Annotated in this window: 21 protein-coding genes; 13 read left to right on the top strand and 8 right to left on the bottom strand. The window is 62.2% G+C overall.

Annotated features, from left to right (window positions below):
* Window positions 1-168: 168 nt before the first annotated feature.
* The 4 genes from flgH to flgF are packed head-to-tail and all read right to left on the bottom strand — an operon-like array spanning window position 169 to window position 3,436.
* Window positions 169-915, bottom strand: a complete 747-nt coding sequence (gene flgH, locus GO014_RS06180) for a flagellar basal body L-ring protein FlgH (protein WP_157289497.1) — start codon at window positions 913-915, stop codon at window positions 169-171.
* Window positions 916-932: 17 nt separating this feature from the next.
* Window positions 933-1,880: a flagellar basal body P-ring formation chaperone FlgA gene (gene flgA / locus GO014_RS06175; protein ID WP_157289496.1), complete on the bottom strand. Its 948-nt coding sequence runs from the start codon at window positions 1,878-1,880 to the stop codon at window positions 933-935.
* Window positions 1,881-1,891: 11 nt separating this feature from the next.
* Window positions 1,892-2,677, bottom strand: a complete 786-nt coding sequence (gene flgG, locus GO014_RS06170; RefSeq protein ID WP_116588378.1) for a flagellar basal-body rod protein FlgG — start codon at window positions 2,675-2,677, stop codon at window positions 1,892-1,894.
* Window positions 2,678-2,695: 18 nt separating this feature from the next.
* Window positions 2,696-3,436 (bottom strand): flagellar basal-body rod protein FlgF, encoded by a 741-nt coding sequence (gene flgF / locus GO014_RS06165; protein ID WP_157289495.1) that lies wholly within the window; start codon window positions 3,434-3,436, stop codon window positions 2,696-2,698.
* 283 nt (window positions 3,437-3,719) lie between these two features.
* On the opposite strand from flgF, the gene GO014_RS06160 reads away from it, so the two are divergent.
* The 5 genes from GO014_RS06160 to GO014_RS06140 all read left to right on the top strand — a co-directional run bounded on the left by GO014_RS06160 (window position 3,720) and on the right by GO014_RS06140 (window position 10,351).
* Window positions 3,720-4,217: a flagellar basal body-associated FliL family protein gene (locus tag GO014_RS06160; RefSeq protein ID WP_157289494.1), complete on the top strand. Its 498-nt coding sequence runs from the start codon at window positions 3,720-3,722 to the stop codon at window positions 4,215-4,217.
* Window positions 4,217-5,407 (top strand): flagellar motor switch protein FliM, encoded by a 1,191-nt coding sequence (gene fliM / locus GO014_RS06155; protein ID WP_157289493.1) that lies wholly within the window; start codon window positions 4,217-4,219, stop codon window positions 5,405-5,407. Before GO014_RS06160 ends, fliM begins: the two co-directional genes overlap by 1 nt.
* Window positions 5,404-5,835, top strand: coding sequence for a DUF6468 domain-containing protein (locus GO014_RS06150; RefSeq protein ID WP_104893955.1), 432 nt, complete (start codon window positions 5,404-5,406; stop codon window positions 5,833-5,835). The genes fliM and GO014_RS06150 overlap by 4 nt, the downstream gene beginning before the upstream one ends.
* The gene (locus tag GO014_RS06145) at window positions 5,832-6,821 is read left to right on the top strand and encodes a MotE family protein (protein ID WP_157289492.1); all 990 of its coding nucleotides are present in this window, start codon (window positions 5,832-5,834) and stop codon (window positions 6,819-6,821) included. Before GO014_RS06150 ends, GO014_RS06145 begins: the two co-directional genes overlap by 4 nt.
* A gap of 188 nt (window positions 6,822-7,009) precedes the next feature.
* A complete protein-coding gene (locus tag GO014_RS06140) occupies window positions 7,010-10,351 on the top strand; it encodes a tetratricopeptide repeat protein (RefSeq protein ID WP_179952926.1) in 3,342 nt (1,113 codons plus the stop codon).
* Between the two features lie 22 nt (window positions 10,352-10,373).
* Here the strand turns inward: GO014_RS06140 and fliP are convergent, their stop codons facing one another.
* Both fliP and GO014_RS06130 read right to left on the bottom strand, forming a co-directional pair.
* Window positions 10,374-11,159: a flagellar type III secretion system pore protein FliP gene (gene fliP, locus GO014_RS06135; protein WP_157289490.1), complete on the bottom strand. Its 786-nt coding sequence runs from the start codon at window positions 11,157-11,159 to the stop codon at window positions 10,374-10,376.
* A complete protein-coding gene (locus tag GO014_RS06130; RefSeq protein WP_246204384.1) occupies window positions 11,128-11,757 on the bottom strand; it encodes a FliO/MopB family protein in 630 nt (209 codons plus the stop codon). Before GO014_RS06130 ends, fliP begins: the two co-directional genes overlap by 32 nt.
* Window positions 11,758-11,980: 223 nt before the next feature.
* On the opposite strand from GO014_RS06130, the gene flgB reads away from it, so the two are divergent.
* The 8 genes from flgB (at window position 11,981) to GO014_RS06090 (ending at window position 18,614) form a co-directional block, all read left to right on the top strand.
* On the top strand, window positions 11,981-12,385 hold the full coding sequence (gene flgB, locus GO014_RS06125) for a flagellar basal body rod protein FlgB (RefSeq protein WP_116588385.1): 405 nt from the start codon (window positions 11,981-11,983) through the stop codon (window positions 12,383-12,385).
* Window positions 12,386-12,394: 9 nt separating this feature from the next.
* Window positions 12,395-12,805 (top strand): flagellar basal body rod protein FlgC, encoded by a 411-nt coding sequence (flgC, locus tag GO014_RS06120; protein ID WP_157289489.1) that lies wholly within the window; start codon window positions 12,395-12,397, stop codon window positions 12,803-12,805.
* Between the two features lie 21 nt (window positions 12,806-12,826).
* Window positions 12,827-13,162, top strand: a complete 336-nt coding sequence (fliE, locus tag GO014_RS06115) for a flagellar hook-basal body complex protein FliE (protein ID WP_116588386.1) — start codon at window positions 12,827-12,829, stop codon at window positions 13,160-13,162.
* Window positions 13,163-13,285: 123 nt separating this feature from the next.
* Window positions 13,286-13,552 carry a flagellar biosynthesis protein FliQ gene (fliQ, locus tag GO014_RS06110; RefSeq protein ID WP_104893964.1) on the top strand — a complete coding sequence of 89 codons (267 nt, stop codon included), beginning with the start codon at window positions 13,286-13,288 and terminating at the stop codon, window positions 13,550-13,552.
* 3 nt (window positions 13,553-13,555) lie between these two features.
* Window positions 13,556-14,323, top strand: a complete 768-nt coding sequence (fliR, locus tag GO014_RS06105) for a flagellar biosynthetic protein FliR (RefSeq protein WP_343030796.1) — start codon at window positions 13,556-13,558, stop codon at window positions 14,321-14,323.
* A gap of 3 nt (window positions 14,324-14,326) precedes the next feature.
* Window positions 14,327-15,415, top strand: a complete 1,089-nt coding sequence (gene flhB, locus GO014_RS06100) for a flagellar biosynthesis protein FlhB (protein ID WP_157289488.1) — start codon at window positions 14,327-14,329, stop codon at window positions 15,413-15,415.
* Between the two features lie 174 nt (window positions 15,416-15,589).
* On the top strand, window positions 15,590-18,160 hold the full coding sequence (cckA, locus tag GO014_RS06095) for a cell cycle histidine kinase CckA (protein ID WP_157289487.1): 2,571 nt from the start codon (window positions 15,590-15,592) through the stop codon (window positions 18,158-18,160).
* A 58-nt stretch (window positions 18,161-18,218) separates the two neighbouring features.
* The gene (locus tag GO014_RS06090; protein ID WP_157289486.1) at window positions 18,219-18,614 is read left to right on the top strand and encodes a DUF2237 family protein; all 396 of its coding nucleotides are present in this window, start codon (window positions 18,219-18,221) and stop codon (window positions 18,612-18,614) included.
* A gap of 16 nt (window positions 18,615-18,630) precedes the next feature.
* Here the strand turns inward: GO014_RS06090 and GO014_RS06085 are convergent, their stop codons facing one another.
* Window positions 18,631-19,122, bottom strand: coding sequence for an SRPBCC domain-containing protein (locus GO014_RS06085; RefSeq protein ID WP_157289485.1), 492 nt, complete (start codon window positions 19,120-19,122; stop codon window positions 18,631-18,633).
* A 10-nt stretch (window positions 19,123-19,132) separates the two neighbouring features.
* On the bottom strand, window positions 19,133-19,486 hold the full coding sequence (locus GO014_RS06080) for an ArsR/SmtB family transcription factor (RefSeq protein WP_157289484.1): 354 nt from the start codon (window positions 19,484-19,486) through the stop codon (window positions 19,133-19,135).
* Window positions 19,487-19,502 lie beyond the last annotated feature (16 nt).

Below are 19,502 nucleotides of genomic sequence, written 5' to 3'. Positions count from 1 at the left end.
GCGCAGCCGGGGAAGCTGCGCCTCGTGGGGATTGGGCTCCGTGCTTGGGGGAAGCAGGAGCCCTCAGGAAAAGGCCCGGCGCCTTCTGCGCTTGGGGCCGTGCCACTCCATTCTGGACTGGCCGGGGGAAAACGGCGGCGCGATGGGGATTGCGCCACCGAAACTTTCTTAGAAGGGCAGGATCGCATCCATGGCCTGCTGGCCGTAGCGGGGCTGCTGCACGTCGGTGATCTGGCCGCGCCCGCCATAGGAGATGCGGGCTTCGGCGATCTTGGTCGAGGGAATGGTGTTGTTGGCCTGAATATCGGAGGGACGGACAATGCCGGCCACGATCAGGTCGCGCACCTCGAAATTCACACGCACTTCCTGGCGCCCTTCGATGACAAGATTGCCATTGGGCAGAACCTGGGTGACGACAGCGGCGACCGAAGTTTCCAGCGCCTCGCTGCGATTGACCGAACCGTTGCCTGCGTCCTTGATGCCCGAGGTGAAATCGATAGCGGCCTGCGGGTCGACATTGAGTTCGGCCGCGCCGGTGGCGTTGGAGAACGCTGCGCCGAACAGGCCGCCCATGCCGGCGCTGTTGGTGGAATTGCGCGAACGCTGGGTGTTGTTGTTGATCCGGGCGGTGTCGTCGATGGTAACGACCACGGTCAGGATGTCACCCACCCGGTGTGCGCGTTCGTCCTTGAAGAACCCCTTGGCCGAGGTGCGGTAGAGCGAGTTGGCCTGATAGGTATCGGCAATCGGCTCGGGCATGGGCATGCGCACCGGCTGGTAGCCTGCCGTTGTGGTCGGGTCGGCAATGGCGGTCAGCACGGGGGCCTGGCCGACGCTGGCGAGGCGGTCCATGGTGTTGCAGGCGCCCAGGGCTGCGGTCAGGGTCAGGATGGTGGCGATCTTGGCGATGTTCATTTTCATCTGTCCCGTAATTAGAGGCCGGCAAGAGTGACGGGGCTGGTGGAGACTTCCACGGCCCCCGGAGCGATGGCCGTGGCGCTGATGACCCGTTTGGAAACCAGGTTGAGAACCTGCAGCGGCGCACCCTTTGCAGCGCCGGTGATGGCCTGGCCCTTGACGGTCAGGGTCATCAGGCCCTTGCGATAATAGATGGTGACCAGATCGTTCTTGGAGATTGAGAGCGGGGTGCTGACATCGCTGACGCGCAACAGCATACCGTCGCGGCTCTGGCGGTTGAGCGCCATGCCCACGAGCTGGTCGAGCGAGGCAATGCCCTGGGCGTCGGCCTGCTGGATCGGCAATGGGCGCATGACGATATGGTCGGGGCGCAGCACGGTGCCGGCGGGCAGGCCGGCGGCAAGATGCGGGGCCTCGATGCTGATTTCGATGGAGCCGTTGAGGTCCAGCGGCTGGGGCTGGCCGGCCAGCGAGAACCGGGCCGAGAAGGTGCCGTTGCCGGGCAGGTAGCGCAGGTTTTCCAGCTTGGCTGGAGTTTCGCTGGCCGCCACGGTGATGGTTTCTGGCGGGTTGGCGAACAGCATATCGGCCGTCATGCCATCGCCCAGAATGCCGCGATGGCGCAAATCCTGGGTAATGAGGTCGGCCAGAAGGGTCTGGTCGACGATCGAAGCGGCGCGGGAGACCCGCACCTGCGAAAGGCCGTTGACGTCGAACCGGGTCAAGCCGATCCGGGCGGTGGCGGAGCGGACGGCGGCCAGGTCGACATTGCCGGTGGTGCCCGGAAGCGGCGAGCGGAACAGGGGCTGTTCGGCCAGCACGCCGGCATCGTCGAACATGTCGCCGACGGTGACCACGGGTGCGCTGACGGTGATTTCGGCCCGCAGAACCGGCGCGGCTGAAGCGATTCCGGACGACAGAAGCATGGCCAGGGTCAGGCTGATGGTGCGGAGCGATTTCATGGTCAATCTCCTTAGCTAAGCTGGCTGGTGGCCTGCATCATCTGGTCGGCGCCAGAGATGACACGGGCGTTCATTTCATAGGCGCGCTGGGCAGCGATCAGGTCGGCGATTTCGGTGACCGAATTGACATTGGCCATTTCCAGATAGTTCTGCAGCAGGTCGCCGGTGCCGTCGGTATTGGGCACATTGACCTGGGCCGGACCGCTGGCAGCGGTTTCGAGGAAAAGATTGTCGCCCATCGATTCCAGGCCCGACTTGTTGACGAAGCGGGCAAGCTGCAACTGGCCAAGCTGGGTCGGCGCGGTGTCGGTGCCGATATAGGCCTCGACCGTGCCGTCGGGCGAGATCGCCACGCCGCGGGCATTGCCCGGAATGGTGATGCCGGGGTCGAGCGGGTGGCCGCTGGACGTCACCAGCGTGCCTTCGGGATTGCGCTCGAAGGAGCCGTCGCGGGTATAGCCCGTGCGGCCATCGGGCAGTTGCACCATGAAGAAGCCTTCGCCGCGAATGGCGACGTCGAGTTCGCCTTCGGTGAGGTTGACCGACCCCTGGCTCATCACCCGCGGGGTTGAGATGGTGCGCACACCCGAACCGATTTCGAGGCCCGCCGGGACCATGGTGCCCTGGTCAGACGTCTGCGATCCGGCGCGGGTGATCTGCTGGTAGAGCAGGTCCTGGAATTCCGCACGCTGCCGCTTGTAGCCGGTGGTGCGCATGTTCGCGATATTGTTGGAAATGACTTCGACATTGCGTTCCTGGGCGCCCATGCCGGTCGATGCGATATAAAGTGCTTTCATGGCGTTTGCTCCTCAGGTTCAGGCGTTGGTGTCGCCCAGGCGCTGGATGGCGTTGCGGCGCATCTCGTCCTGTTTCTGGGCGAGGGATGCGACGGATTCATAGGCGCGTTGCACACGGATCATTTCGGCCATCTCGGCGATACCCGAGACGTTTGAGCGCTCGATATGACCCTGGATGACGCGGGTATTGGTATTGAGTTCGGGTGTGCCACCGGAGAACAGGTTGGAGCCTTCACGCACCAGCTCCTGGGCATTGGCGAATTCGACGATGCGCAATTGGCCCTTGGCGCCAGCGCTGGACGAAATTGTGCCGTCGGCAGCAATGGTGATGCCGGTTTCCTCGGGGCCGAACTGGATCGGGCCGCCATTGCCGAGCACCGGATTGCCGGACTGGTCGACCAACGTGCCCTGATTGTTCAGCCCGAAAGCGCCGGCGCGGGTCCAGCGTTCGCCGCCCGCAGTTTCGACGGCAAAGAAGCCTTCGCCACTGAGCGCGACGTCGAAATCATTACCGGTCTGGACGATGGCGCCGCCGGTCAGGTCATGGACGGTGGCCCAGTCCTGCACATAAGAGAGGGGCTGGTCGAGCGAAGGGAAGTCATTATGCCGGGCATTCGGCATGACATATTCCTCGAACAGGATCTGTTCTGCCTTGAAGCCTGTGGTGTTGAGGTTGGCGATGTTGTTCGCCACCACATCCATCTGGCGCCGAAGCGCGATCTGCCGACTGAGGCCGATGAGTTGCGCGTTCTCGATCATGGCATTCCCCGATTTGATCCCCGAGACGGCCCGCTTCCCCAAGCCGGTCGCCTCGGCATTTACGTTGCAGAAACCATGCCAGAGCGGAAATTGCACTGAAAGCAATGACTTAGCTTGTTGGAGTGGCTTGCTATCGCTAGGTTGAGCTGGAGGGTTGGGCAAAACTTGCCCGGCAAAAACTGCCGGTTTGAGTGTGTTTGTAACCTTTCGTTAACCAACTGGGCCTTAGCTGGTCAGCAAGCCGGAATCGTCCGGAAATGCAGGCGTTTGACAGGGCCACTTTATGACCGCGGAAGCCGAAGCCGGTACGGAAGCGCCCGCCAAGAAGGGCTTTCCCAAGCTCTTCATCATCATTGGGGCTGCTGTGGCGGTGCTGCTGGTGGCTGGCGGTGGCCTGTTCTTCTTCCTGTCCTCCTCGGGTAGTTCCGAACAAGGCGCGGGCGATCATGGTGCCGCTACATCGGCCGAGGTGCACGACACCTTCATCTTCAACCTGCCGCCGATGATGGTGAACCTGGCCTCGGAAGAGGGCAGTCAGGGTTTTATGAAGCTCGCCATCGCGCTCGAAGTGGCCGATGAGAAAATGATGACCGAAATTCAGCCGCGGCTGGCCAAGGTGATTGACGCCTTCCAGGTCTATATGCGCGAACTGCGCAAAAGCGACCTCGAGGGCTCTGCCGGAATTTACCGGCTCAAGGAAGAACTACTGCGCCGGGTCAACCTGGCAATCTACCCCGCCCATGTGGAGAGCGTGCTCTTCAAGGAAATCCTGGTGCAGTAATGGCCGGACCCAGCGAGCAGGACAAGCTGAGCGACGATTGGGGGATCGAGGATATCGGGGCCGCCGATACGCCCGCAGTACCTGTTGACGAAAGCGAAATGAGCGAGGAAGAGCGCGCCGCCGCGGCCGCTGCCGAGTGGGCTGCCATGCTCGAAGGCGGCGATGGCGACGGCGAGGGCGGGGCGGATCGCGTTCTCAATCAGGACGAGATCGACAGCCTGCTCGGCTTTGATTCCAACGCGGGCAGCAATGTCGAGCTGACCGGTGTTCAGGCTCTCATCAACTCGGCGCTGGTGTCCTATGAACGCCTGCCGATGCTGGAGATCGTCTTTGACCGCCTGGTGCGGCTGGCGACGACATCGCTGCGCAACTTCACCTCGGACAATGTCGAGGTGACCATGGATTCCATTTCGTCCGTGCGCTTTGGCGACTATCTCAATTCCATACCGCTACCGGCCATTCTTTCGGTCATCAAGGCCGAGGAATGGGAGAATTACGGCCTGCTTACGGTCGATTCCAACCTGATCTATTCGATGATCGACGTGCTGCTCGGCGGGCGCCGCATTGGCGGCAATATCCGCGTCGAAGGCAGGCCCTACACCACCATCGAGATGGCGCTGGCGCGCAAGATGATCGAGATCATTCTCGAAGACACACATCGTGCCTTCGAGCCGGTGACCCCGATCAATTTCAAGCTTGAGCGGATGGAGACCAATCCGCGTTTTGCGGCCATTTCGCGGCCGGGAAATGCGGCCATTCTGATCGAGCTGCGCATCGAGATGGATGAGCGCGGCGGCAAGATCGAGATCCTGCTACCCTATGCGACCATCGAGCCGATCCGTGAGCAGCTGTTGCAGATGTTCATGGGTGAAAAATTCGGCCGTGACCCGATCTGGGAAGGGCACCTGGCCACCGAGATCTATCAGGCCGATGTCGAGATCGAGGCGGTGCTGCACGAGCAGCAACTGCCGCTCTCGCGCCTGCTCAATCTCAAGCCCGGCCAGACGCTGATGTTTGAACGCGGTCCCAGCGACCCGGTACGGCTGCGCTGCGGCGATGTCGAGCTGACCGAGGCCATCATGGGTCATATCGGCAAGAATGTTTCCGTGCGGGTCACCAACCCGCTCAACCCGCCCAAGGTCACCATGGAGGCCTTTGAGGCAATCGACGATACGATGGAAGGACGATGATGTTGGGGCTGCCGCTTGGACTGTTTGTGGAAGGCGCCGTGGCAATTCTGCTGGCTCTGACCATTGGATATTGTGTTTTGCTCAATCAGCGCCTGAAGCGTCTGCATCAGGACAAGGACGCCATGGCCAAGATGGTGGCCGACCTGGTCAGCGCGACCAATCTGGCCAATCAGGCCATCAAGGAGCTCAAGGGCACCGCTGTCGAGGCGGACCTGACGCTGAGCGCACGCATGGAGGAGGCCGAGCGCTTTGGCGTGGAACTGGCCAATCACGTGACGGCCGGAACCGTGCTGATGGAGCGTATCGCCAAGATCACCAGTGTGGCGCGCCACAGCCAGGCCATTGAACCGGTTGAAGCGCCCAACAAGGTGCAGACGGCATTGCAGCAATTGTCTGAGCGCGTGCGCAGCCGTGGGGCCGCCGCGTGACCAATATCCGCCTGCTCCCCGTTGTTATCCTGGCCGTCTCGGCCCTGCTGGTCCTCAAGACCGTGGGGCTGGTGACCAATGGCGGCTATGTGCTGACCGGCGTGAGCACGGCTCAGGCTGCCGGCGGTGGCGGTGGTGACAATGGTGGTGCTGCGGCCAACTCTGGCGGAACCGTCACCCTGCCCAGCGCACCGACCATTGAGGATGGAAGTCCCACGCTGACCGATGCTGCGCCTACCCTGGGTAAAGCTGCGGGCGCGAGCCAAGGCAAGGCGGAGAGCGCCGGGCATGGCGAAACTGTGAGCGAGTACGAAAAAGAAGGTGCGGAGGCCGATGCGCATGGCGAACCCGTCACCAATGTGATTGCCGCGGAAAATGCCTGCGATCCGCGCCCCGCGGCCGCGCTTGGCGAGGCCGACACCAGCGAAGGCGAACTGATGGTCGTTCCGGGTGACTGCCCACCGCTGGCTGACGCGTTGCCGCAAGTGCTGACACCCAATGGTGTGATGCCTTTGGGTGGCGGCGAGACTTCGGTGACCGAGCAGGCCCTTCTGGAGCGTCTTTCGACGCGCCGCACAGAGCTGGAAAGCTACGAACAGGAGCTGGCCATGCGCGCGTCGCTGGTTGAGGCTGCCGAAAAGCGCATCGAAGAGCGCCAGCAGACCCTGCAGTCGATCGAGAACGAAATCGCCTCGCTGGTGGAGCAGCGCAAGGAAATGGAAGCGGGCCAGTTTGCCGGTATCGTGGCCATGTATGAGACCATGAAACCCAAGGATGCCGCCAATATCTTCAATGCCCTGGACATAGAAGTGCTGCTGCGTGTGGCCAAGATGATGAGCCCGCGCAAAATGGCGCCAATTCTGGCGGAGATGGACACCATGCGGGCCCAGGAGCTGACGGTACGAATGGCTTCGGCCAGCACGGATCCCTTGGACCAGATGGCGCCCGAAACCCTGGCGGAACTGCCCCAGATCGTCGGACAATAGGCAATTGCCAGCCTTGCCCTTAGGGGCACGTTAAGCACCGGTCGCTAGGGTTGACCCGAAGAAGTGGATTGCCGTCCAGAAGGCGGCGCCCTTTTGAGTGTTGTAACCCTCGCGTTTCCTGAGGATTTTGGGCTTTTCTGCCCGTCTCTGTATTCGCGACTTGTATGCGTCGGGCGGGCAGAAAGCCGGTGAAGACCGCAATCAGTTCAGGTTGGCGAGTTCTGTTTCGCGCTATCGCGGGGGCAGCTCTGGCCTGCACCATGATGGCGATTACGCCTGCGCTGGCGCAGGAACAGGGGCAGCTCTTTGCGACCGAGGAAGAGGGCTATGCACGGCTGATCCTCAGCTTTCCTTCCCGCGACACACTGCCGGAATACGAGTTCCGCATCGACAATGGCGTGCTATCGGTGGAATTTGCCGAGCCGGTCGATATCCTGCTGCCCGATGTCGCCACGACCATGCCGAATTATCTCTCGATCGCGCGGATCGATCCGGATCGGCGCGGGATGCGCATCGGGCTCAAGAGCAGCTTCAATTTCAATCGCATCGAAGCAGGCGAAAAGCTGTTTGTCGATCTGATGCCGCCCGACTGGCAGGGCATGCCGCCGGCGTTGCCGCAGGAAATCATCGACGAGCTGGCCGAGCGCGCGCGCCTCGCCGCAATCCAGGCGGAGCGGGACCGCAAGGCGCGCCTTGCTGCCGAGCTTGATCCGCAGGTGGATGTCCGGATTGGACGCAATGCCACCTTCATGCGTCTGCAGTTCGACTGGAATGTGCCAACCGAAGGAATTTTCAACAAGAAGGGCGAGCTAGGTGCCGCCACTTTCGAATGGCCGGTCGAAATGGACCTGACGGGCCTGATCTCCAGCCTGCCCGAAGAGATCGTCTCGATGCAGTCGGGCTATTCCGCCGATGGCGCCGCTGCCAGCTTCATCTTTGCCGAGGGCGTCGAGCCGCGGTTCTATGCCATCTCTCCGTCGCAATATGTGCTTGATATCGATATTGCCGGTCAGACGCTGCCGGCGCTGACCCCGGCCGATCTCGAAGCCGAGGCCGCGCAACTGGCCGCCGCGCAGGAGGCCGAAGCACATCAGGAGCCGACGATTTCGGCCCTGAGGGCGGACAGCCCGGAAACCATTACCCCGTTCATCAATGTGCTGGGCAATACGGTGCGCGTGGTCTTTCCATTCGAGCAGGATACGCCGGCCGCCGTGTTCCGCCGCGGCGACACGGTCTGGATGATCTTCGACACGGTCAGCGGCATCGAGCCCCCCGGTGGCTCGATGGACCTGGATGCCGTCGCAAGTGACTTCACTGTGGTTTCTTCAGGCGACACGCAGGTGGTGCGGCTGGACCTGACCCAGGATCGCCTGGCGACCCTGGGTTCGGAAGGCATGGCCTGGGTGCTCTCGCTTGGCGACATGATGCTGAGCCCTACCGAACCGATGAGTCTGTCGCGGCGGCGCGACATCGAAGGTTCGTTCGAGATGGTGGCCGACATGGCCCGGCCCGGCCGGCTGCATGAATTCCGCGATCCGCTGGTCGGTGATGTTCTCAAGGTGGTCACAGCTTTTCCGCCGGCCCGAGGTCTGACCCGGTCACTGGACTATGTGGATTTCACGGCACTACGCAGCGTGCACGGCCTGGTGGTCAAACCCAAATCGACCAATCTGGAGGTCGACGTCGAAAGCCCGGTCGCCGTAATTTCAACGACCAGCGGACTGACAGTTTCTGCGATCGATAGCCTGCGCAATTCCGGTTCGGAGGCGCAGGAGGCTGCTCGTGCCGGCTATCTGGACCTCGAGGCCCTGGAAGAGCGCGACCCAGTTGCCCTTGCCGACAGGCGCGACGAGATGGAGCGGGCCGCCGCTACAAACGAGGGGCGCGAACGCGATATTGCGCGGCTCGACTATGCGCAGTTCCTGGTCGCCAACCGGCTGGCCTTCGAGGCTCTGGGGGTGCTGCGGGTTCTCGAGAGCGATTTGCGGGCCGAAGACCTGACGCGCAAGATCCGGACGACGACGGCCATTGCCGATGTGCTGGCGGGGCGTCCGCGCGATGCCTTGCGGACACTCAATGCGCCTTCGCTCGACCAAGATGTGGATTCGCTATTCTGGCGCACTATTGCCCGGGCTGAAAGCCACGACTATCGCGGCGCCCGCTTCGATGCGCTTGAAGCGCGATCCATTGCCGATAGCTATCCTGACTGGGCGCGCAATCGCTTCCGTCTGGCGGCCGCGCGCGCGGCCGTGGAGGCCGATGACCCCGCGCTGGCGCAGCGCATGCTGGACGATATAGAATTTGCCAGCCTCAGTGTTGAGGACGCTTCCCTCCATCATCTGCTGTCCGGGCGCATCGATGAGGCCGAAGGCCGCAATCAGGAAGCGCTCGACACTTATGGGCAGGTGATTGCTGCGGAAATTCGTCCCACGCGCGCCGAGGCGGTCTATAGGACCTTGCAATTGCTCGATCAGGAAGGGCGGCTGGACCTGGCCAAGGGCACGCAGACGCTGGCGGCCGAAACGCTGCTCTGGCGCGGCGACGCGCTGGAAGCGGACATGCAGACGCTGCTGGCCCAGCTCTATTTCCGCAATGGCGAATACCGGCCCGGCTTCGAGACTGTGAAAGCGGCCGTGGCGAACTACCCCGAGAGCCCGGCGGTCAATGGGTTGCGCGACCAGGCGCAGGCGATGTTTGCCGATATGTTCCTAAACGGGGTCGCCGATTCCATTGGCCCGGTCGAGGCGCTGGCGATCTATTACGATTTCCGGCACCTGACCCCGCCCGGTGCACGTGGGGATGAGATGATCCGAAATCTGGCCCGCCGGCTCGTAAGGGTGGATCTGCTCACCCAGGCTGCGGACCTGCTGCAATATCAGCTCGACAATCGCCTGCGGGGCGTAGCGCGCACGCAGATCGCAGCTGATCTGGCGGTGATCTACCTCGCCGATCGCAAGCCGCAGGACGCGCTGCGCGTGCTCAATGAGACGCAATTGCCGGGCTTGCCGGAGTCGCTGCAGCGCCAGCGGCGCCTGCTTGAGGCGCGCGCAATGATCGATGGCGGCCGCGATCAACTCGCGCTCGACCTGATCAGCAACATGGATGGCAAGGATGTCGAACTGATGCGCATCGATGCGCATTGGAAGGCGCGCCGCTACAGCCAGGCCGGTGAGATGATTGAGGTCATTTATGGGGATGAGCCTGAGGGGCGACCGCTGGATCGCTCGGGGCGAATTGGACTGATCAAGGCGGCGGTCGGCTATGTGCTGGCCGGGGACAAGTTTGGCCTGTCCCGCCTGCGCGCCAAGTTCGGCGAACGCATGGTGGCTTCACCCGAATGGCCGATGTTCGATTTCGTGACCGGGCCGATCCAGGCCACCAGTCTCGAGTTCAAACAGGTCGCCGCCGAGGTCGCCGCCCTCGACAGTCTCTCTGCCTTTCTCTCGTCCTATCGCGAGGCGTATTCGGGTGAGGGTGCCCTGACGCCAATCAAGGCCAGCCAGCCCGATGCGGGCCTGGCCTCGCTCTAGCAGGGTTTGGGACGGTGCATCGCTAACTGGCAAAACTTCGGACCAGCGAGCCGGCAACCAGGTACCAGCCGTCGACCAGCACGAAGAAGATCAGCTTGAAGGGCAGGGAGATCACCACCGGGGGCAGCATCATCATGCCCATGCTCATCAGCACCGAGGCCACGGCCATGTCGATGACCACAAAGGGCAGGAACAGCAGGAAGCCAATCTCGAAGGCGCGGCGCAGCTCGGAGATCATGAAGGCCGGCACCAGAAGCTGCAGCGGAATGGCTTCCGGCTCATCGGGCAGCTCCGTCTCCGAAAGGTCGTAGAACAGCTCCAGATCGCGATCGCGGACATTGGCTCGCATGAACTCATGGATCGGCGCGGCGCCGGCGTCGAAAGCCTCGGCGAACTCGATCTCCCCGGCCATCAATGGGGCGATGCCCTGTTCATAGCTTTGTTGCAGGGTTGGCTGCATGATGAACAGCGTCAGGAACAGCGCCAGGGACACCATGACGGTGTTGGGCGGCGCGGTCTGCAGGCCGATGGCAGTGCGCAGCAGCGAGAGCACCACCACGATGCGGGTGAAGCTGGTCACCATCACCAGGATCGATGGCGCCAGCGAGAGCAGGGTGATCAGCCCGATGAGCTGAATTGCCCGCTCGGTCAGCGTGGTTTCGTCGCCGAAATCAATGGAGAGGTCTTGCGCAAAAGCGCCCTGGGACCACAGCAGCAAGAGGCCAGCGGCGGTGAGGAGCGGCAGCAGGAAACGCAAGCGCGCTTTGCGCGCCGGTTCAGTTCCGGTTGGCCTGCTCGCTATTGTCATGCTCAAGCGCTGTGCCTTCGCTCACCGTGTCGCCACCGACCTCTCTATCTGAGTCGGCCTGTGTCTCGCCCGGCGCATCCGGGTTTTCAACGGATAGCGTGGGGTCCTGCACGCTGACTGGCCGGAGCAGGCCGGTGTGGCGCAAAGAGCGGCCGGGGCGCTTGGCCGGTTCGGGGACCGGCGGGGCGACGGGTTCCGGCTCGGCAGGGGCCGACTGAGCGGGGCCGGGTGCCGGCCTGGTGCTTGCCGGCCGTCGGGCTGAAAGGGAGGGCAGGCCGCGCCGCGCCGGCTGGGCCGGGGCGGCTTCGGGTACGGGAATGCCGGTCTCCACCACGACGTCATGCGGGCCACCGGTCAGGATCAGATGTTCGACATCGTCGCGCCGCACGATCACCAATTGCCGCTTCTGGTCGAGGGCAAGGGTGTCGACCACGGCAAGGCGTCGGTTTCGGCCGCGCGCGGCATTGCCCGAAACGTTGGAGATCAGCTTGAGAAACCAGACGGCCAGCACGATCAGCACCAGTACGATGCCGAGAGCCAGGATCATGGTCAGGATAGTATTGCCGCTGCCGCCGAACAGTCCGGTAATGAATTGCAAGAGCCGCGCCTCCAGAGCATCTCAGGTCGGACCACGCACATAGCGCGATTCCGGGTGTGGCAATAGGTGTTGGTCGACACAAGCGGCACTTCCTGCCTAGTTCGCCCATCAATTTTGCAAAATGCACGTGGTTTCAGGCCGCTGAAGGGCTGGCTTAACACTTGGTTAACCATTCACCCGGCAAGAATTGCCTAATTGAATTTGTTTCCGGGGAGCTTGGCCCATGGGCCTAATGGATATGCCAGTCTTTTCGGCGTTGACCGACAAGATGCGCTGGCACCAGACCCGTCAAGGGCTGTTGGCCGAGAATGTCGCCAATGCCGAAACGCCCGGCTATCGTGGACGGGATCTCAAGCAATATGAATTCGCCGACCGGCAGGGGATGATGGCCTCCTCGGCCGTGGTTACCACTGTCACGCAGCCCATGCATTTTTCTGCCTCCTCGGGGGAGGGCGCGTTCAATGCGCAGCGCATGGCCAATTTCGAAGTGACGCCCGAAGGCAACGGCGTCACGCTCGAAGACGAGATGATGAAGGTCACTACCAATATGATGGACTATCAGGCGGCGACTTCGCTCTACCAGAAATCCGTCCGCATCCTGCGCGTCGCGCTGGGCAAGAACGTCTAGGGGTAACGCATGGACTTCAATTCTTCGCTTCGCATCGCAGCGACCGGCCTTCACGCCCAGACGGCGCGCATGCGGGTCATTGCGGAAAACATTGCCAATGCCGATTCAGCCGGCAAGGCGCCGGGCGACGAACCCTATCGCCGCCGCATCCCGACCTTTCAGGCCAATTACGATGCCGAAGTCGGCGGGCGCGTCGTGGAGATCGGGCGGCTGGCCTATGACATGAGCGATTTTTCCTCGCGCTATGAGCCCGGACACCCGGCCGCCGACGAGAGCGGCTTCGTGCAATATCCAAATGTGAACACGCTGGTGGAAACCGTGGACATGCGCCAAGCCCAGCGCAGTTATGAGGCCAATCTCAACGTGGTCACCGTCACCCGTCAGATGCTCGGGCGCACGCTCGACATCCTGCGCGGCTGATAAGCGAGAAAGACAGCACAGATGGCCGTCAGCAATACCCCATTCAATGCGGCAACCGCCGCCTATTCCAATGCCAGCCGCCTGATCAACCAGGCGGCCAAGCCGCAGGCCGACCTGACCGCGACGGCACCGGCCGCGGGCGGAAACTTTGCCGATCTCCTGGCGCAGAATGTCCAGGGTGTGGTCGACCAGGGCAAGGTGTCCGACCAGATGGCGCTCGACATGGTCAGCGGCAAGGCCAATGTAGTCGACATGGTGACCGCCCTGAGCGAGACCGAAATGGCCATTGAGAGCATGGTCACCCTGCGCGACAAGGTGATTTCGGCCTATGAGGAAATCATGCGGATGCCGATCTGACCTCGGCCTTCAGATAGGCCGCATGGTCAACAAGGCGGGATAAACCCCACGAAACGGCCCGCGGCCTTCGCCGGAGTGGTGGCCGGTGGTAGGCTGGATTCCGAATCGAGAAGGGTTGAAGCCATGAGCGGCGCAGAAGTGCTCGACATTGCCAGCCAGGGCATCTGGACCCTCATCATCGTCTCGATGCCGATGATGCTGGTCGGGCTGATCGTTGGCGTGGTGATCGCGCTGTTCCAGGCGCTGACGCAGATCCAGGAAATGACACTGGTCTTCGTGCCCAAGATCATTGCCATCTTCATTACCATGCTGATTACGCTGCCATTCCTGGGTGCCACCATGGCCGGCTATATGGACCGGGTGGTCGACATGATCATCGTGGGCGGGTAAGCGGTGACCATCAGCCTCGACTGGCTCCCGGCGACGGCCTTTACCTATATCATTCTGTTTGCGCGCATTGCCGCCATGCTTATGCTGATGCCGGCCTTGGGCGAGCAGACGATACCAGTGCGCATGCGGCTGAGCTTTGCGCTGGCTTTCACCCTGGTGCTGTTCCCCCTATTGGGCGAGGTAATCCCGGCCATACCGCTCGATTTGGCGGGCATGGTGGGGTTGCTGTTCCATGAGCTGGCCGTGGGTCTCATCATCGGGGCGATTGTGCGCATCACGGTCATGGCCACCCAGGTGGCGGGCACGATCGTGGCGTTCCAGACCGGCCTCTCCGGAGCGCTCGCCGCCGATCCGACCCAGATGGGCCAGCAGGGCGCGGTGTTTTCGAGCTTCCTGTCCTTTCTCGGCATCACGCTGATCTTTGCCACCGACCTGCACCACATGGCGCTGGCGGCGATCTATGACAGCTACATGGTGTTCTCCCCCACCGATCCGCTGATGTTCGAGGACGCCATGCAATTGGCGGTGCGCACGGTCAGCGGCGCCTTCATGGTGGGCGTGCAGATGTCCGCGCCGTTTATCGTCTTCGGCCTGGTCTTCAACCTGGGTGCCGGTATTCTGGCGCGCCTGATGCCGCAATTGCAGGTCTACTTCATCCTGATGCCGGCCAATATCATTCTGGGCCTGCTGCTGTTTGCGATCCTGCTGGTGATGATGATGGGCTGGTACATCACCGCCTTCGAAAGTCATCTCGCGATGTGGAGGGGCTAGACAATGTCGAGCGAAGCCCCTGATCAAGACTCCAAAACAGAAGATCCCTCCCAGAAAAAGCTCGAGGACGCCCACAAAAAGGGCGATGTGGCCAAGAGCCAGGAGGTCACGACCTGGTTCATGCTGATGGGATCGGGCATCGTCTTTGCCCTGCTGTCCCCCTGGATCAGTACGCAGCTCAGCCAGCCGCTAAGCCTGATCTTCATGAATGCCGATCAGTTCGACCTGGATGGCGCCGGCTTTGCCGATTTCTTCAACGGATTGGCACTGGCGATGATCGGTGTGGTGCTGATTCCGCTGGCCGTGCTGATGGTATGCGGCATCCTGGCCAATCTGGTGCAGCACAGGCTGGTCTGGTCGCTCGATCCGATCAAGCCCAAGCTTTCCAAGATTTCCCCGATCAGCGGTGCCAAGCGGCTGTTCTCGCCCGATGCCTTGGTCAATTTCGGCAAGGGACTGGTCAAGATCGTGCTGGTGGGTGTGATCGTAATCGTGGTCTGCTGGCCCGAACGCGACCGGCTCGATACCATGATGACCGCCGACCCGATCATGATCCTGGTCGACTTCCAGGAGATCGGGATCAAGATTTTTGCCGCGGTCCTGGCGGTGATCACTGCGATTGCGGTGGCTGACTTCTTCTATATGCGCCAGAAATGGTGGAAGCGGCAAATGATGACCGTCCAGGAGACGCGCGAGGAATACAAGCAGATGGAGGGCGACCCGCATGTAAAGGGGCGCATTCGTCAATTGCGTCAGGATCGGGCCCGCAAACGCATGATGTCGTCCGTGCCCGATGCCACCGTGGTCATCACAAACCCGACCCACTTTGCCGTGGCGCTCAAATACGACAAGGACATGTCCGCGCCCAAATGCGTGGCCAAGGGTGCGGATGCCGTGGCCTTGCGCATCCGCGAGCTGGCCAAGGACAATGACGTGCCCATTGTCGAAAATCCGCCATTGGCGCGTGCTCTATTCGCCTCGGTGGATATCGACGAGACCATTCCGGCCGAGCATTTCAAGGCTGTGGCCGAGGTGATCGGCTTCGTGATGCGCCTCAAGAAGCCTGGCGGCGGCTGGCGGCCGAGTGCGTAATCCGCCGCAGCGGTCAGGCCCGCAGCCAAATCAGTGCGCGTCGATGCAGGCCGGCATCAATGCGCCGCCATCCACGGCAAATCGGGGCTTCGCCCTCCCATGCGGGCGGTCCTTTTGCTAGACCTTTTCTGATGTCCCGATTCGGGACGATGTGCAGCGCTGGAGCAGAACCCCATGGCATCGACGCCGCTTGGCGAGGACAGCTATCCCGAACCGGTCCTGGATTCGGGTCGCGGTGGCGCGGGGCTTTGGCGGGTGGCGGTGCTGGGCATCGTGCTGGTCGTCGTAGCGATTGCGTTCACGCTGTTCGGGGATCGTATTCCGCCCGAGCTGGTGATGAGCTTTGTGGGCCTGCTGGCCGTGGCCGGGGTCTTCTTCCTGTTCGGGCTGGCGGCCGGATTGTTTCGCTTCGCGGCGAGCGAGGATCGGCGGACCCTGAGCCATGCCGTGGTCGACAGTCTGCCCTTTGGTGCCGTGATTGCCGATCGTGAAGGCAAGATAAGCTATGTGAACCAGCACTATGGCAGCTTCCCGGGCGCGGTGAACAATGGCGTGCCGGTTGGTGTGCCAAGGTTGTTTTCCGGCTATGCCGATGCCGGCGAAGCGATTTACCGGGTCTCGCGGGCCGCGCGAGATGGACGCACGGCTATTGAGGATATCCGCGTGCCTGGTGGTCTGGGCGGCTCCCAGTCCGAGGCCGGCCGCGTGTTCTGGTATCGGGTCTCGGTGCGGCCGTTGCCCGATTTTGCCGACAGCCATAAGCCGCTGGTCGCCTGGTCGGTCGAGGACATCACCCGCGACCGGGAAAACAACGAGACCGCGTTCCGCGATCTGCAGCGCGCCATCGATTATCTGGACCACTCGCCTTCTGGCTTCTTCTCGGCCGACGCGCATGGGCGGATCCAGTATCTCAACTCTACCCTGGCCGACTGGCTGGGCTACGATCTGGCCGAATTCAATGCCGGTCAGCTTGCCTTGAGCGACATCGTGCGCGGCGATGGCGCGTCGCTGCTGATGCGGGGTCGGGGTGACGGGGAAATCCGCACCGAAATCATCGATATCGATCTGGTGCGCCGCAATGGCACTTCGCTGCCGGTGCGCCTGCTGCACCGTGCCGCCCGCCTGGCCGATGGCGAATTGGGCGAAACCCGCACGCTGGTGCTCGACATGTCGAGCGCGCCGGACACCGAAGAAGAATTGCGGGCCGCTGAAGTACGTTTCTCGCGCTTTTTCAACGACACGCCCTTTGCCATCGCCACGCTGGACGCCGAAGGGCGGATCGTGCGGACCAATGCGCCGTTCGGGCGCATTTTCCGTTGGTCGGGCGAGGACAAGAGTCTCGAGTTGCAGCCGCTCAGCGAGCTCATCGGAGAGGGTAGCCGCGAGAAACTGGCCAAGGCCTTGAGCGATGCGACGGCCCAGCGCTCGGAAGTCGAGCCGGTCGACGCCGCGCTTAGTGTCGAGGGCGATCATGCCGTCCGGCTCTATATTTCGGCCTCCGAGGTCAGCGCCGGTTCACCTGAGCAGATCAATGTCTATGCGCTCGACATGACCGACCAGCGCAAGCTCGAGGCGCAGTTCGCCCAGAGCCAGAAAATGCAGGCCGTTGGCCAGTTGGCCGGTGGCGTTGCGCATGATTTCAACAATCTGCTCACCGCCATTATCGGCTTTTCCGATCTGCTGCTCCTGAAGCACAAGCCGGGCGACCCCTCATTCAACGAGCTGATGCAGATCAAGCAGAACGCCAATCGTGCAGCGGGATTGACCCGCCAGCTCCTGGCCTTCTCGCGCCGCCAGACGCTGCGTCCGCAAGTGCTGGAGCTGCCGCTGATCGTCGATGATCTCACCGTGCTGCTCAAACGCATGATCGGCGAGAAGAACAATCTTACCGTCGAACATGGCCGCAATATCTGGCCGGTGCGCGCCGATGTGGTGCAGCTCGAACAGGTGATCATCAACCTGGTGGTCAATGCGCGCGACGCCATGCCCAATGGCGGCTCGATCACCCTGCGGACGTCCAATGTCACCCAGGCCGAGGCCGCGAACATGAAGTTCGAAGGCATGGTGCCTGCCGATTATGTGCTGATCGATGTGCAGGACACCGGTACGGGCATGAGCCCGGAGGTTCTGGCCAAGATCTTCGAACCCTTCTTTACCACCAAGGAGCTGGGCAAGGGCACGGGGCTGGGCCTGTCGACGGTCTATGGCATCGTCAAGCAGACCGAGGGGTTCATCTATCCGGTTTCCACCGTTGGGGTAGGCACCACCTTCAAGATCTTCCTGCCGCGCTATGTGCCGACGCCGGAAGAAGCTGCCGCCAAGGCCGCCATTGCCTCGGCGCCGGTCAAGGATCTCACCGGCCACGAACGTATCCTGCTGGTTGAGGACGAGGAAAGCGTACGCGCTTTCTCGGCCCGGGCCCTGCGCGCTACCGGCTATGAGGTGTTTGAGGCCGATGGCGGCGAGGAAGCCATCGAGGTGCTCGAAGAGCTCGACTATGAGGTCGATCTCATCATCTCCGACGTGGTGATGCCCGAGATGGACGGGCCCACCATGCTCAAGGTCATTCGCGACAAGATGCCCAGGCTCAAGATCATATTCGTGTCCGGCTATGCCGAGGAAAGCGTGCGCCGCGATATCGAGGACGATCAGAGCGTGGATTTCCTGCCCAAGCCTTATTCGCTCGACCAGATCAATTCCAAGGTCAAGGAAGTGCTGCGGCGGATGGACAAGGGCGACAGTTAGGCCCACAACCGAGCGTCAATGATGGGGCCCCAGCCATGGGGCTCCGCTTGACGGGAGCATGAATTTGAACGTCCGCATCGAAGATCCGGTCGAGCTTAATGTGCTGGGTGAACCGCTGCAGCCATGCTCGCACGATCCGTTGACCGGCTATTTCCGCAATGGTCACTGCTCGGCAGGTCCCGCTGGCGGTGCGGTGCATCTGATCTGCATTGCCGCAACCGCCGAATTCCTGGCTTTTTCGGCAAGCGTGGGGAATGACCTCTCGACCCCGCGCCCAGAGTTCAACTTTCCGGGGCTGGTTGCGGGCAATCGGTGGTGCCTGGTCGCCGCACGCTGGGCCCAGGCCCACAATGCCGGCAAGGCGCCACGGGTCTATCTGCGTTCGACCAACAAGCGGGTGCTGGACATGATTCCCTTCGAGTTTCTAAAGGCTTGCGCGCTAGACCTGAATTGATGATTCCGCCAGGGGCTCACCGCTGCTCTTCGGCCAACAATCGATCCAGACTCTGAAAACTCATTTCCATGCCTTCCGCCATCCCGGTCGCCGCGACCATGTCGCGATGGGCGAGGGAGGTATAGGTCAATGTGTTGGCCAGCTTGGTGCCCTGTCCCTCCTGCGCGAAGGCAAGTTCGGCCCGGCAGGCAGGTCCCATGACGCCGGCATCGAAGATTTCCCGGCTGTCGATATAGCGAATGGCTTCGATCTGCTTGATATCGCCCGAGACGGCCAGAAAACCTTCGCCGCCGGGTCCATGCCATTCGAACCTGTAGGACCCGCCGATCCGCGCGTCATAAGTGCAGACCGGCATGGTCCAGCCATCGGGGCCGGTGAGCCAGCGGCGAATGAGGCTGGGCTGGGTATAGCAGGCATAGACCAGATGCGGTGGCGCCGCGAAACCGCGAGTGATGACAATCTGCTTGTCGCTTGGCGTCTTCACCGAAAGCGGGTCACCAATCTGCATTGCTTGCCTCCTATGTTTTGCCGGACGCCGCCTCCAGGCGCTGCAATTCGCCCAGCAAGTCGTCGAGCCGCCCGAACTGGGCCGCCCAATATTGGCGATATTCGATCAGCCAGCCGGTGGCCTCGGCCAAAGGCTGCGCCTCAAGATGCACCGGGCGGCGCTGCGCATCCCTGCCCCGGGAGACCAAGCCTGCCTCCTCGAGCACCTTGAGATGCTTGGATATGGCCGGCTGGCTCATTTCGAAGGGTTCGGCCAGGTCCATGACCGTAATATCACCCTCGGCCGCCAGCCGCGCCAGAATGGCCCGGCGGGTGGGGTCGGACAGGGCATGAAAAGTGGCGTCTAGACGCGCGGCATCGATCATTCAAAACGATCCAGTT

The organism is Devosia marina, from assembly GCF_009758415.1.
GTDB classification, from domain to species: Bacteria; Pseudomonadota; Alphaproteobacteria; order Rhizobiales; family Devosiaceae; genus Devosia; species Devosia marina.
Note: the sequence above shows the minus strand (reverse complement) of the source record. Positions and strands in the feature narration are given on the sequence as shown.